The sequence below is a fragment of the Cupriavidus sp. GW822-FHT03E04 genome, from assembly GCF_058801495.1.
On the sequence record NZ_JBXANI010000004.1, the window covers coordinates 123722 to 136507 of the forward strand.

The following is a 12786-nucleotide window of genomic DNA, read 5'->3' on the forward strand; positions in this document are numbered from 1 at the left end:
TGGATCTGGCTCTTGATCCGGCTCTTGGTCTAAACCTTCATGCCATTGCGCGGTCGCACCAGGTTCTGCATGGACATGACATCCCGCAGCACCGCCAGGTCTGGCTGGTTCACCATGAACTGGTCGGGGCAGTAGCCGAGGTGCTTCACGCCAGCCATGCGCAGGCGCTGCATCTGATCACGTAGCGCGGTGCTGGCGACCGGTGCCTGGGTTCGGCCATCGAGTGTCTGCAACGCGAAGATGGTCTTCGGCAGCGCGCCCGGATGCGCCGCTACGGCGCGGACCAGGCCCTCCAGCCAGGGCGTCGAAGGCGGGCCGCCTCCGGCATCCGCGTAGGCCATCAGGTTGACGAAGTCGTATTGCGCGGCGAATGCATCGATGTCCTGAGCCAGGCGCATGCTCGCGTCGGGACGCAGCACCGCATTGGCAGGCAGGCTGCGCACGGTCAGCACATTGCCGCCGCCCTGATAGTCCTTGACCAGGTCGCCCAGTTGCCGCGTAAAGTCGATCAGGTACCGGAGCTTGGCGTCCGACCATCGTTGCAGCAGATCGGGGTTGGCGCGGATCGCAGCCAGTTCGCGCGGCAACCCCCAGTCCGCGTAGGCGGCAAGCGCCGCATCGCTCGCGTCTTCGACATCGCTCAGGCTCGCGTCATCGCCAAACACGACGCCGTTAAGACTGGTGTATCTGCCCAGGTCGTAGTAGATATCGCGGATCACGCTGCGGGCGAGCGGGTCGAAGGGGCTGAGCCGTTGCCGCTGGCGCGGGTCCAGGGGCGTGGCCGGCGCGGCCGGCATCACCGCTACCAGCCGGGACGAAGCCGGATGGCCCGCGGGCAGCTTGTAGGCAAGCACCGGCAATGCCGCGTAGACCTGTACGCCACCGCGGGTGATCAGCTGCCAGGCCGCGCGCGAGAAAAGGTCGCCGCGCACCGGCATGTGGCGGTTGGGAAAGTAGAGCGCCTGGGCGGTGCCGCTGCCGTCGGGATCGTGAAACGCCTGCAGGTAGACCGATTTGGGCTCAAGATCCTTGATCCGGTCTATCAGCCGCGATAGCCTGGCCTCCTGGCGATCGGGGTTCGGATCGTACACGTCGTCGAGAGAGACGTTGACAACCCGTTCGACCGGCTGGTTGTCGCCGCGATAGGCCGACTGCTGGCGGAACTGGCCCATCATGACACCGGCATCCCAGTCGTAGGAAACCAGCAGGCGCCTGATCTTGGTCAACGGCACCTCGGGCGTATTGGGTCCGTCGTCGAGGGTGAAGTGGACATTCATGCCCAGTTTGTGCGAAGCACCGATCAGCGCCGCGTTGTACATGCCGTAGGGCCAGACCATCGAGCGCACCCGAGCCCCGGTTTTCGCCTGGATCATGTCCGAGCACATCTTCAGGTCGCCACCGACCCGGTTTTCGTATTCCTGGTCGGTTTCGTAGCGTTTCAGGTCGGCATGGTAGAGGTGCGCGCTGGCCGCCGGTAGTTCGTTGCCTTGCGGATTCGCCACTGCGCCGTGGTGCATGTCGTGCGTGTGCGAGGCGATCTCCACCAGGCCTGACTCAGCCATCTCGCGCAGGTTGTCCCAGCTCATGAAATAGCCTGGCGCCATCACCGACTTATGGCTGATGCGCACCGGCTCGTCCCGGGGAGTACCGGTCCAGCGCGACACCACCGCGACCAGGCCTGGGTAGTTGTATTGTTGCAAGAGCGGAAAGACCTTGGTGTACTGGCTCTTGTAGGCATCGTCGAAGGTCAGCAGCACTGCACGCGGCGGCAGGCGCGGGCCGCCGTTGCGCGAGGCAATGATCTGGTCGACGCTGACAGGGTGGAAGTCGTTGCCCTTGAGCCAGGCGAAGATATTGTTGAGCGTGGCGGTGCTGATCGCACAGGTATCTGCCACCGTTCCCACATCCGCACGCAGGTCGTCCCGGATGTCGTGAAACGCGAGTACGCGGAAGGTCAGCCCGTCGTCGCGATCCTGCGGCGGCAGCAAGGACAGCGCATAGCCAGCGTGGACGCTATTGGTCACCGACAGCGCGCCGGCGAGCCCGATGAATGTTCGGCGATTGAGCTTTTGCATGATGACCTATAGAGGGACGTTGAGGTTGAGGTAGATCAGCTTGGTTGTCTCGCGGTTGGCGTCGAAGCGCCTGCTACCGATGCCGATGCCGTAGGTGAGCGAAGCCTTGCGGCCAAGCTGCCAGAACTGTTCGAGGCGCGCTTCCCACAACATGCTGTCGCCGAAGCCGTCCTGCCGGTAGCCACCTGCGGTGACATACACGCGCTGGCTGAAGGATTTTTCGGCATAGCGCCACGGCGTCCATTGGTACATGGTGCGCAGTTGCGCGGTGTAGTCGCGCCGCGGATTGAAGTAGGCGGTGCTGTCCAGCGTATTGCTGGTGGTGCCCACGTCGAGCCAGATCGCCACCTGGTGGCGTGGTTGGTTCAGCAGCCGCTGGTAAGCGGTGCCCTGCCACATCTGGTGAAAGTTGGTGTCGCTGTAGCGCGACGCGCCGTACATCACATTGAAGTAGCGCGCATCGTCCTGCGAGTAGCGCGCCGATGCCGTGGCAGTGCGGCCTGTCACGCCGGCCTGGTAGGCTTTCAAAGGCAACGCGTTGTCGTCGGAGTCGACGCCCGCGCCAAAGCGCCAGGAGTCATTGGGCTGGAAGGCGACCGTGCCGGTGCCGCCGGTCTTGCCCTGACCTCCGGTGGACTGATGCAGCTCGGCGGCGGCTTCCCAGCCGTCGCGCCGGAAGTCGCCGCCGAGGCCGTTGCGTATGCGGCTGACGCTCTGGCCATCGCCGGTGTCGCCACGCGCCGTGTATTGGTGCGCGAAGACACGCCAGTAGTCGGCCATCGGCGACGAGTAGAGACGGGTGTCAACCCCCCAGGCATGATCCGCCAGCACGGCGTTGCCGCGCTCGCCAATGGCGTCGATGATCAGTTGCGGGCGCTCGTAGACGCGGTACTCGCGCTGGAAGTTCTTGACGCTGTTGTTGTCGGGGAAATTGCCGTCGAAGGCCGCGGCGACCGCCTTCGCCTGATCGTACTGATGGAGCTGGAGGGCGGTCTTGCCGAGCCCCACCAGGCTTTCGATATCGCCGGGGTGGTCGGCCTGCGCCTGCCGGTAGATGCTTTGCGAGGCGTACGGGCGTTCCAGCACCAGCGAACCGTCCGCGCGGGCGGTCAGCAGGGAGGGATCGAAGGGGGCGTCCTTGCGCAAGGCATCCAGTGCCTGGACGCCCTCATTGACGTGATTGGTATAGAGGAGGTATTGCGCCTGCAGCTTCTTGACGCGGCCGTATTCGGGATTGGTCTTGTCCACGTCTTCGGACAACTCGGTTTGCGCCGGCGTGTTGCGGGCCATCATCGAGACCAGTTCGCGCGCCGCCTCGTAGTGTCCCTGGTCCAGGTAGGCAAAGAACAGGCTTTCCTGCACGCTAGGACGCGATAGCGCATAGGGCTCGGTAGTCTCCTTGATCGGCTCGATGACCGCCTGCAAGGCCAGTTCGTAGGCGCGCGAGGCAAGGTCGGGCTTGTCGAGATAGGCGTAGGCGTCGCCCGCGGCGGCATAAGCGGAGCCCGGTAGCGGCTCGTTGGCCAGCGAGAGCTGCTCGTATAGCGCGGCGGCTTCCTTCATGCGCCCGCGCACGGACAACGCCGTGAGGCGATCGGACTGGACCGCGCGCCGCACCCCGTTGTATTCGTCATCGGCGGGAATCCTGCCTTGCAGTGCCTCGGCAGCAGCAAGCGCGCCGTCGGCGGGAACCAGGCGATCCTGGTCATTGGAAGCGCTGGCTTGCTGCCGTGCCCACCGGATTTGCTGGGCAACGACAAGATGCTCCAGCAGCAGCAGATCCCGGCGCGCGAAGACATCGGGGCGTGCGGCGGCCTGTTCCAGCGCTAGTTTTGGAGACCCTGCTTCGGCCAGGGCGAAAATGCGCTCCCTGAGCCCGTCGTTCTCGCCCGCCGATGCGGGTTGCTCCAGCCTGGCCGGCGGCTGCACGCGCGGTGCTGCCGGCTTTGCGGTTTCTGCCGCGCAATGCTCGCGAGCGAACAGCGCTAACAGCACGGCTGTGGTCTTGAGCGTGGTCCGCAATCGCCTGCGGCACTGCTGGGATGCGTTCACGTTTTGATCCCCCGGAATGCGCTGCTGCAAACAAAACGTCTCCCTTGGCGTGCGGCATATCCTTGCCGGCACCAATGCGTGTAACCGGAGAGACGGACATCACACGGCTAACCTGCTGGCCCTGTTGCAACGCAACGCGCCAATCCGGTCCGCCGAGACATGACCTTGCTGAATCCGACCAGAAATCAAAGCGACCCCGGATCTTCTCCGGTTGCGCCCTGTTATTCCCATCCAATGCCTGTCGCGCCCGGCAGCGATTTGTGCTGCGGCGATGCGGCCTATTCCACTGTCTTCTCGTTCTGCTTTCGTCTGCCGCAAAAAACGGCTGCTCCCTGCCAACCACGTCTCCAGGCTTGCTCTTTGCGCCTGCCTTGATGCCCTTCTTAGTGCTTGTGCGCCATTATTTGGTGATCGGGTGCTATTGCGACAGTCGCCAAAAGCACTAGAGCGACCAGCTGAAAGATGGAGTCGACCTAAACCGGGAGACCAGCCCCGCTGTTACAAGGATGAAACGAAAGCGTGCGCAGGAATGCGCCGCTAAGGAAAACGCGCCGTCCAGCAAGCGAGCACTGCCACGAGCGCATGCCTGAGGTCGGATGTCGGATGGGGAGACCTACACAGAGCCACAGCGCGTCGAACTGAACGTTCAAGCGAATCTGCGCCGGATTGGCCCGCCCTCGCGGGTTACCTCACCGGGTCTGGCCCGGGTGCGGTAGACGAGGAGGGCGTAATGTGCGCCACGCCGCAAATCGGTGGGACTTCTGGCGGATAGCTGCGTATGCCGCTTGTGTCTAGTCTTGTCGCACCAATTCAGAGGGGGAGCGCCATGTCAATCTCACATACTGCCCGCCCTGCGGCTGTTGCGCGCTTTGTTCTCATCGGCATGTCGGCGGCGCTCGCGTTTGGCACGCAAGCCCAATCGTTGCCCGAGGCGCCGACCCAGCAAGCGCAAGCCGTGCCTACACCGCCGGAGATGGCAATTCCGGCGGCGGCAATGCCACAAGCCGCAGACCCGCAGGCCTCAACGACACAGGCGCAAGCGGAAAATCAGGAACCGCCGCTTGTCATCGCGCAGCCCGAGGCCGCAGCCTCGCCGGCGCAGCCGGCAGTCATGCGCCAGCAGGCCTCGGGACCGCAGTTGATGACGCCGCGGACTATTGGCAATGTCACCTATATCTGCGGCGGCACGGGCGTCGAGGAGCAGGACCAGCTGACCAGTCTCGAACAGCAATACAACCTCGGCGTCATCTTCACGAAGGGGCCGCAAGGCGATTTGCTGGCGGGGGTCGATGTCCAGCTGCGGCGCCATGGCAAGGTGCTGGCCGCGTTTCAGGCCACCGGTCCGCGCTGCCTGTTCAAGGTGCCGCCCGCCGACTATCGGGTGGAGGCCACCTACAAGCAGCGAACGCAATACGTGATCTTCGAAACCGGATCCCTGGGGACAGGCCTGCGCTGGTAGCAATGACCCGCGGCTGGCGCGCCTGGCAATGACGCGGCCCCCTGTTATCCCCCTACTGGGTCGAAGGAGCGGGCCGAGACCCGCTGTGCAGCTTCGCTATGCTTCCACCAGCGTCACTGCAGATGCTGGCCCCCATTGATCGCAATGTTTGCGCCAGTCAGGAAAGCCGCTTCACGCGAACATAGGTAGACAATCAAGGCCGCTACTTCCTCCGGCTCCCCCAGGCGGCCAACCGGGATTTGCGGGATGACCATACCCCCCGTTACCAGGGCTATCCTCGTCGTCATGATTTGAATCCTCCATATACTGCGTTGAAGGCCAGGTCGGTGACACGGCCGTAAGAGCAGGTGGCCGAAGCCCAGCCTGCCGCTGGACATGGCTCGCGCTCGCCGCGGCCCCGCGAAGCGTAGGGGCCGCGGCAGCCATTGCGCGGCTTACTGCCGGACGGCTCGGGCAGGCGGTTGCTTCACCGACCTTGAGGCCGCTTCGGCAGCCGTATTGAAACTGCTCTGCGCAACGTGCGCCGCCTGCTTTGCCGTCGACTGCATGGTCTCGTATAGCGTGTGGGTTGCATCGATTGCCGACTGCCAGGCGGCGACAGCCGCGCTGGAACCTGCTGGCGCAGCGCTCACCGCGTTGTCAAGGAGACGCTGCACCCCGCGCTTGTTTGCCTCGTAGTGCGTTTCCGCAGCCTTGTCGAATTCGACCCGCGTCGCGGACGCAATTTCAAAAAATTGCAGGCGATACGAGAGTGTCTTTTCCGTCGCTTGCTTGAGCAACTCGATCTGCAATGCAAAAAAATCCTGGGGGTGCTTGACCGACAGGGCTTTGCGCGCGCCTTCGCAAGTATCGGATAGCGCGGCTTTCGTCGTCTCGATATTCAATGCGAGCAGCTTCTCAAAACCTTCGACAGCTTTGGCCGTCAGACCTGCCGTGGCGTCAATAATCGCCTTCTGCGCAGCCAGGACTTGCTCGGGGGACAGCTGATTCATCTTGCAGCTCCTTGGTGTGACCCACGCCCCGTGCCATCCCATGACAGCACGTTCGCGGCGGAGTCGCGTGAATCGGGCGGCGGCGTAACCGCGGCGGAGGTTCCGGTGCGCAAGAGCCGAGTACATGCCAGGCACCTGCAGGCATCTCAGACGGGCGCGCTGCGCCCTTTTCGTGAGGCGGGGCGTGTCAGATCCGCTCTGTGGAGGACACGCCTGAAGGCTCTGAGCAAGGCGTAGCCCTGGATTGTTAGCTGAGGTCGGCGAAAGCCCGGCACAGGCCGGTCGAGCGCTATTGGCTCATGCTCCAGAAGCGCCTTCTGAGTTCACACCCAAAATAACCTCTATTGGCTTGAAACCAAAGATCAGATACTTTAGATCAAAATTCGCATGCTCCGGGATTTAATATTTTGAATTCAGAGTTAATTAATATTCACATAAAAAGATTTTAAACAATTTACCCCCGGAAAGAGGGGTTTGAGATCGCAGGGCTCGTTGCAACGCGCCCATTGCCTGGGTGCCTGATACATCGGTGCGACGTGGGCCGATACGATGAACACGACGCGCGTGCCGTTGGCTTGCCTGGATGTCAAGAACCTGAAGGTCGCGTCCTGGCAGTGGAATGAAGTGTTCGACGCAAGTCTGGAGGAGGGCATCCTCACCTGGACTGCTTCTCGTGCTGCCCGCACAAAAACGCAGGCACCGGGTATCTCACGGAGTCAGTGTTTGGCAAGTGCTTTCGCGAAGTATCGATCGAGATCGTTTTCGAATAACGATTGCTCATGGGCCTGCATGGCTGCGCGGCCGCCATTCGCCAGTGCGTGCGCAAGGATGCCGGTGTCGGTATGCTGGGGGTAGCTGCCCCAGTCAGTATTGCGCTGCGGCAGCGCAAGCGCGGACATCGCGGCCAGGAACGCCTGCCGATGAAGCGCGACAGAGTCCGTCAGCGTGCCGTCGATGTCCAGAACAAGAATGCGGTCGGCTCTCGTGGTCAGGCTCTGGTTGGCAGGTAGCGCACGTGCGGCATGCGAGAAGCGCTCCCTGCGCTGGGTTGGTTAGCTGGCTATCAGGATGTCTTCATAGAAGGCGCCGAATGACTTGGTGGGATGGGCGATCTGGATCTCCAGTATCCACAGTCCAGTCTTGGGGCACCGTTCATAGTCTCCCAAGTCCCCCGCCCGATAGATCGCATGAGGGAAATCGGATACGCGGTGCCCCTTGATTTCGAGGTTGAGCTTCCAGCCCGCAGCCTCAGCCCTCTGCGCTGCATATTGGTATAGCGCCGGTCCGCCAAGACCATCTTCACGCCAGCGCGCGCTGACTTCTTGCCAGAGGATGCGCGCGGCCTCGGCGCAGGCATGCATCTCCGGGTCCTCCCCGACGACGAAGGTATCACCCGCATCGCCTTCATGATCGTTCCAGACAATGCCGAGGTCTATGAAGAAGATGTCATGCTCACCGAGAACATGATCCGGGTCTATGCGCTCCTTGAACGTCTTCAGGGTGTTCCGGCCAAAGCGCACGATGATCTGATGCCAGATGCGCTGCATGCCCATCTCCTCGAGCGTGATGCGCGCAAAATCACAGGCCTGCTTTTCGGTCATGCCTGGACGAATGCCCGCGGCAATGCGCCGGACCCCTTCGAAGGTCTTGTCCCGCGCGTATTGCATGGCGGGCAATGAGAATTTGGCCCCAACGGCTTCCCGGTCAAGGCTTGGTGTGCTTTCCATGAAAAATCCAGATGTCGTCATGATTCTGCCGAGTTGAGGCGGGCTGCGGTGCCGGCGGAATCAGCGGACCCCTCTGGGGAGGATTGCCGGGCCCATCGTGTGTGGGGCCGGAGAATCGCTGCCTGGAAGGCCTTGCTGCCTTGGTCGCCACAGCAGGCGTACCTCGCGTCGGAAGGGCTCGTTGGGGCCGGATGTTGCCGCTGGCAACCTATCGTGTCCCGGCTCCCGCTTGATTGCCGAAATATATCATTGAATATAACGAATGTGCGTTACGACACTCTTTCCGGTTTCATTGCGGCAGCATCTCCCAGTTGGGCGCGCAATAATGCGCTCACCGTGCAACCGCAAGATCATGCGGGCCACGCGAGAAGTCGCACACAAGCCGGCTGACCTCGGCAATGACATCCAGCGCCGCACTGAAGGCATCGTCCCGGTAGACGGCGGAGTAAACCAGCGGCGGTGGCATGGGGTCGCTCTTTACCACGCGCAAGAGCCCTTGCTCGATATCCGTGGCGAAGTAGTCCAGGGCAAGCTGGCTGATGCCGAGTCCTTCGATGGTCAGTGCTCTCAATACGGTCAGGCTGTTGGTGGCAAATACCTTCTTGAACCTGAATCCATGCTCCCGGCGCCAGGCGCCGTAGAAGGTGTTCTTCGCGGACCCGATGGATTGCTCCAGCACGGGATACTGGGCAAATTCTTCGGGGCGCAGCGGCCTGTCGGGTAACGCGAGGGTGGGGCTCGCCATCCACAGGTCTTCCACGCGGCCGACCTCCACCGTCTTGTAGGCTTCGCCCCAGAACGTGCCCGGCAGGATCGCCAGGTCGATCTTGTTTGCCTCCAGGCCTTCGAACAGGTTCATGCCCGCATCGACCACCGGTTCCAGTTGAAGCTCTGGATGCCGGTTCTTGAGTTCCTTGAGCAGCTTGGTCAGCCAGGTCAGTGCGATGAGCTCGGTGACGCCGATCCGGTAGGTGCCGGTGAGCTTGTCGACCTGCCCGACCTCGGCATCGATCCGCTCGCGCAGTCGCATGGCTTCTGCGGCGAGGGTCAGGAGCCGGCTGCCGGCATGGGTGGGCACGAGGCCCTTTGGCGTGCGGTGGACGAGTTGCACGCCCAGGACCGCCTCCAGTTCGCCGACACGCTTGGACATGGCCGATTGCGTCGCGTGGAGCTTGGTGGCCGCCGAGCTGAAGGATGCATGCGTCACACAGAAGTAGAAGGCTTCGAGTTGCTTGAACGTGACAGACATTTGATTTCCCGATTCTGTGCGGCGACATATTCTCGCACCAACAATGCCCTCATCACGAAAAAATGGAATACCGGCGCAATCCGATTTCTCGTTTTGCCGGGCCGGCGCGGTGGCGGATACTTTCTCGCAAGATCCCTTCCATGGCCACGCCTCATGCTTTCGCTCACCGACCGACTCAACCGAATCAAGCCCTCTCCCAGTTCCATGGCGGGGCAACGCGTGCGGGAGCTCCGCGCCGCGGGGCGCGATGTGATCGGCCTCACCGCCGGGGAGCCGGACTTCGAGACGCCGGCCCACATCCGGGAAGCCGCCTGGAGCGCAATGCAAGCCGGCAAGACGCGCTACACCGATGTGGGGGGCACGGCCGAGCTGCGCCACGCCGCCGCGCAGAAATTCAAGCGGGAGAACGGTCTCGACTATGCGGCCAGCGAGATCATCGTCAGCACCGGTGCCAAGCAGGTCATCTTCAATGCGCTCATGTGCACGGTGCAACAGGGCGACGAGGTCATCGTGCCCGCGCCATACTGGGTGTCATACCCGGATATCACGCTGTTTGCCGGTGGCGTGCCGGTGTTCGTGGCATGCCGGCAGGAGAATGGGTTCAAGCTCACGCCCGAGGATCTCGAGCGGGCCATCTCCGCGCGGACCCGCTGGCTGATCCTCAATTCGCCGAACAACCCCAGCGGCGCCGCCTATACCCGCGCGGAGCTGGTTGCCATCGCCGACGTACTGGAGCGTCACCCGCACGTCTGGGTGATGACGGATGACATCTACGAGCACCTTACCTACGACGACGCCGCCTTTGTCACGCTGGCGCAAGCCGCCCCGTCACTGAAGGCGCGCACGCTGACCATCAACGGCGTCTCGAAGGCGTACGCGATGACGGGCTGGCGCATCGGCTACGCCGGCGCGCCGGCGCCGCTCATCAAGGCGATGGTGAAGCTGCAATCGCAAAGCACGTCTGGCGCCAATTCGGTGGCGCAGGCCGCGGCGATCGCGGCGCTGGATGGCCCGCAGGATTTCATCACGGCCAACAAGGCGGCGTTCCAGGCGCGCCGGGACAGGGTGGTTGCCGCGCTCGGGCAGGTCGACGGCATTCATTGCCAGGCGCCAGCCGGCGCATTTTATGTCTTTGCGTCGTGCGAAGCGCTGATCGGCGCACGCACGCCGCACGGCTCGGTGATCCGGTCCAGCGACGACTGGGTCAACTGGTTGCTGGACTCGCAGGATCTCGCGGTACTGCAGGGTTCCGCCTACGGCGTCGATACGCACTTCCGGCTTTCGTTTGCCGCCAGCATGGCGCAGCTGGACGAGGGCTGCCGCCGGATCGAAGCCGCGGCGGCCGCATTGATTCGCTAGGCATCGCACGACCTTCCTTCCTTCATTCATTTCATCCACCAGGGCGCACCATGAACTATCTGCTGAAGTGTCTTCGCCTCGTCGCGGCGGGCTTGCCGCTGCTTGCCACGGCTGCCCATGGCGAGCCCGCGTATCCCTCGAGGCCGATCCGCATCCTTGTGGGTTTTTCTCCTGGTGGCTCGAACGATATCGTCGCCCGTCTGCTGGCGCCCAAGCTGTCCGAGGCCCTGGGCCAGCAGGTGCTCATCGACAACCGCCCCGGCGCCGGCGGCAACATCGCTGCCGACACCATGCTGAAAGCGCCCGCCGATGGCCACACCCTGATGATCTGCACCACGGGGATGCTGTCCATCCAGCCGTCCTTGCAGAAGGTCAGCTACGATCCGCAGACCGACATCATTCCGGTGTCCCTGATCGCCAACACGCCGTATATCGCGCTGGTCAACGCGGCGCTGCCTATCCACAACGTCAGGGAGCTGATCGCGTATGCCAAGGCCAATCCAGGCAAGCTGAACTTCGCTTCGTCTGGCAATGGCACGGCGGGCCACCTCGCGGGCGAAATGCTCAAGCTGCGCGCCGGCATCAACATTGTCCATGTGCCTTACAAGGGCACGGGGCAGGCCATGACGGACCTGCTTGGCGGCCAGGTCTCCATGATCTTCGACCAGCCCATCAGCTCCCTGCCTTACGCCAAATCCGGAAAGCTGCGCGTGCTTGGCGTGGCGTCGCTGCAGCGCTTGCAGTCGCTGCCCGACGTGCCGACTTTTGCGGAGTCGGGCGTGCCCGGGTTTGACCCCGTGGCGTGGACCGGGCTTTGCGCGGCCAAGGGCACGCCGGCCAGCGTGGTGGCGCGCTTGCAGCACGACGTGGCGCAGGTGCTGCGCCAGCCGGAGATTGCGCAGCGCCTGAGCCAGGACGGCATGGAAGTGGTTGGCAGCACGTCGGATAAATTCCGCGAGTTCCTGGCCACCGACAAGCGCAAGTGGGTCAGCGTGATCAAAGAAGCCAACGTCACGCTGAATTAAAGGGACACGACATGGACATCGACATCGACATCGACATCGAGAGCAACCTGCCGGATATGGTCCGGGATTTCGAGCGTGTTCGCCCGGACCTGGTCGAGCAAGCATCTCAGTTCGCCGCCTCGATCTTCGCGGATGTGGCGGGGCGCCGGGGCGGCATGCACGGGCGCATCGCACCGCTCGACCGCGCGAGCCGCTTCTGCGGGACCGCGCTCACGGTCGAAGTCCGGCCGGGAGACAACCTGATGATTCACGCCGCCATGGCGCTCGCAAAGCCAGGTGATGTGATCGTGGTGGACGGCAAGGGCGACCAGTCTTGCGCGCTGATGGGGGCCATCATGACGAACCAGTGCAAGGCGCTTGGCGTGGCGGCGGTGGTGCTGGACGCGGCATCGCGCGACGCCGACGAGATCCGAGAGCTGGGCTTTCCGATGTACTCCGTGGGCACGAATCCCAATGGTCCCACCAAGCTTGTGCCCGGCCGCGTCAACCATCCGATTCAATGCGGCGGCGTTACGGTCAGGGCCGGTGATCTTGTGATCGGCGACGCCGATGGCGTGGTGGTGGTCGAGCGCGAAAAGGTGGCCGAGCTGATCGGGCGGGCGGCCGAGAAGGTGGTGGCGGAGCGAAAGCGGATCGATGGTATCCGGTCCGGCCAGGCGTTGCGCCCGGCGTGGCTCGACGCGTCCTTGCGCGCGGCGGGCGTGCTCAAGGCGGGCGAGGCGCTCTGAGCGTAGCTGGCAATCCGGGCCTGTCTCTGGCCCTGGCCCTTCCGATATAAATAAAAGTAACAAGAATTGTTATCAATATCTTTCTTGTCTAATTTAGGTACCCCACGTTGTCCCCATGCC

The 12786-nt window shown here is 63.2% G+C and carries 10 protein-coding genes and 1 pseudogene; 4 read left to right on the forward strand and 7 right to left on the reverse strand.

The genetic code is table 11. The features are described 5' to 3' along the window. Nucleotides 1-29: 29 nt before the first annotated feature. Together pgaB and pgaA are read right to left on the reverse strand one after the other, a co-directional pair. Nucleotides 30-2075, reverse strand: coding sequence for a poly-beta-1,6-N-acetyl-D-glucosamine N-deacetylase PgaB (gene pgaB, locus AC1RQC_RS06385; protein ID WP_492809649.1), 2046 nt, complete (start codon nt 2073-2075; stop codon nt 30-32). Between the two features lie 6 nt (nt 2076-2081). Then, entirely contained in the window at nt 2082-4127 is a 2046-nt protein-coding gene (gene pgaA, locus AC1RQC_RS06390) for a poly-beta-1,6 N-acetyl-D-glucosamine export porin PgaA (RefSeq protein WP_492371366.1), read from the reverse strand. An 883-nt stretch (nt 4128-5010) separates the two neighbouring features. Here pgaA and AC1RQC_RS06395 point away from each other — a divergent pair. After that, the gene (locus AC1RQC_RS06395; RefSeq protein ID WP_492371367.1) at nt 5011-5586 is read left to right on the forward strand and encodes a hypothetical protein; all 576 of its coding nucleotides are present in this window, start codon (nt 5011-5013) and stop codon (nt 5584-5586) included. Between the two features lie 113 nt (nt 5587-5699). On the opposite strand, the pseudogene AC1RQC_RS06400 reads toward AC1RQC_RS06395, so the two are convergent. The 5 genes and pseudogenes from AC1RQC_RS06400 to AC1RQC_RS06420 all read right to left on the reverse strand — a co-directional run. Then, a pseudogene (locus tag AC1RQC_RS06400) lies at nt 5700-5837 on the reverse strand (SDR family oxidoreductase); the annotation flags it as partial. A 183-nt stretch (nt 5838-6020) separates the two neighbouring features. Beyond that, complete coding sequence (locus AC1RQC_RS06405) at nt 6021-6578, reverse strand: phasin family protein (protein WP_492371368.1); 558 nt, start codon at nt 6576-6578, stop codon at nt 6021-6023. Between the two features lie 716 nt (nt 6579-7294). Next, nucleotides 7295-7477, reverse strand: coding sequence for a hypothetical protein (locus AC1RQC_RS06410; protein WP_492371369.1), 183 nt, complete (start codon nt 7475-7477; stop codon nt 7295-7297). Nucleotides 7478-7630: 153 nt separating this feature from the next. Beyond that, complete coding sequence (locus AC1RQC_RS06415; RefSeq protein ID WP_492371370.1) at nt 7631-8305, reverse strand: M24 family metallopeptidase; 675 nt, start codon at nt 8303-8305, stop codon at nt 7631-7633. Between the two features lie 331 nt (nt 8306-8636). Beyond that, a complete protein-coding gene (locus AC1RQC_RS06420) occupies nt 8637-9554 on the reverse strand; it encodes a LysR family transcriptional regulator (protein WP_492371371.1) in 918 nt (305 codons plus the stop codon). Between the two features lie 153 nt (nt 9555-9707). On the opposite strand from AC1RQC_RS06420, the gene AC1RQC_RS06425 reads away from it, so the two are divergent. Genes AC1RQC_RS06425 through AC1RQC_RS06435 form a run of 3 tightly spaced genes read left to right on the forward strand, consistent with a single transcriptional unit; the run spans nt 9708 to nt 12666 of the window. Next, a complete protein-coding gene (locus AC1RQC_RS06425) occupies nt 9708-10913 on the forward strand; it encodes a pyridoxal phosphate-dependent aminotransferase (RefSeq protein WP_492371372.1) in 1206 nt (401 codons plus the stop codon). 50 nt (nt 10914-10963) lie between these two features. Beyond that, entirely contained in the window at nt 10964-11938 is a 975-nt protein-coding gene (locus tag AC1RQC_RS06430; protein WP_492371373.1) for a Bug family tripartite tricarboxylate transporter substrate binding protein, read from the forward strand. A gap of 11 nt (nt 11939-11949) precedes the next feature. Then, the gene (locus AC1RQC_RS06435) at nt 11950-12666 is read left to right on the forward strand and encodes an RraA family protein (protein WP_492371374.1); all 717 of its coding nucleotides are present in this window, start codon (nt 11950-11952) and stop codon (nt 12664-12666) included. Nucleotides 12667-12786: the final 120 nt, after the last annotated feature.

What these genes read in the sequence shown, in the direction of transcription:
- AC1RQC_RS06420 (WP_492371371.1), bottom strand. Translation starts at nt 9,554, where the DNA reads ATGTCTGTCACGTTCAAGCAACTCGAAGCCTTCTACTTCTGTGTGACG.
- pgaB (WP_492809649.1), bottom strand. Translation starts at nt 2,075, where the DNA reads ATGCAAAAGCTCAATCGCCGAACATTCATCGGGCTCGCCGGCGCGCTG.
- AC1RQC_RS06405 (WP_492371368.1), bottom strand. Translation starts at nt 6,578, where the DNA reads ATGAATCAGCTGTCCCCCGAGCAAGTCCTGGCTGCGCAGAAGGCGATT.
- AC1RQC_RS06410 (WP_492371369.1), bottom strand. Translation starts at nt 7,477, where the DNA reads ATGTCCGCGCTTGCGCTGCCGCAGCGCAATACTGACTGGGGCAGCTAC.
- AC1RQC_RS06395 (WP_492371367.1), top strand. Translation starts at nt 5,011, where the DNA reads ATGTCGGCGGCGCTCGCGTTTGGCACGCAAGCCCAATCGTTGCCCGAG.
- AC1RQC_RS06415 (WP_492371370.1), bottom strand. Translation starts at nt 8,305, where the DNA reads ATGGAAAGCACACCAAGCCTTGACCGGGAAGCCGTTGGGGCCAAATTC.
- AC1RQC_RS06430 (WP_492371373.1), top strand. Translation starts at nt 10,964, where the DNA reads ATGAACTATCTGCTGAAGTGTCTTCGCCTCGTCGCGGCGGGCTTGCCG.
- AC1RQC_RS06435 (WP_492371374.1), top strand. Translation starts at nt 11,950, where the DNA reads ATGGACATCGACATCGACATCGACATCGAGAGCAACCTGCCGGATATG.
- AC1RQC_RS06425 (WP_492371372.1), top strand. Translation starts at nt 9,708, where the DNA reads ATGCTTTCGCTCACCGACCGACTCAACCGAATCAAGCCCTCTCCCAGT.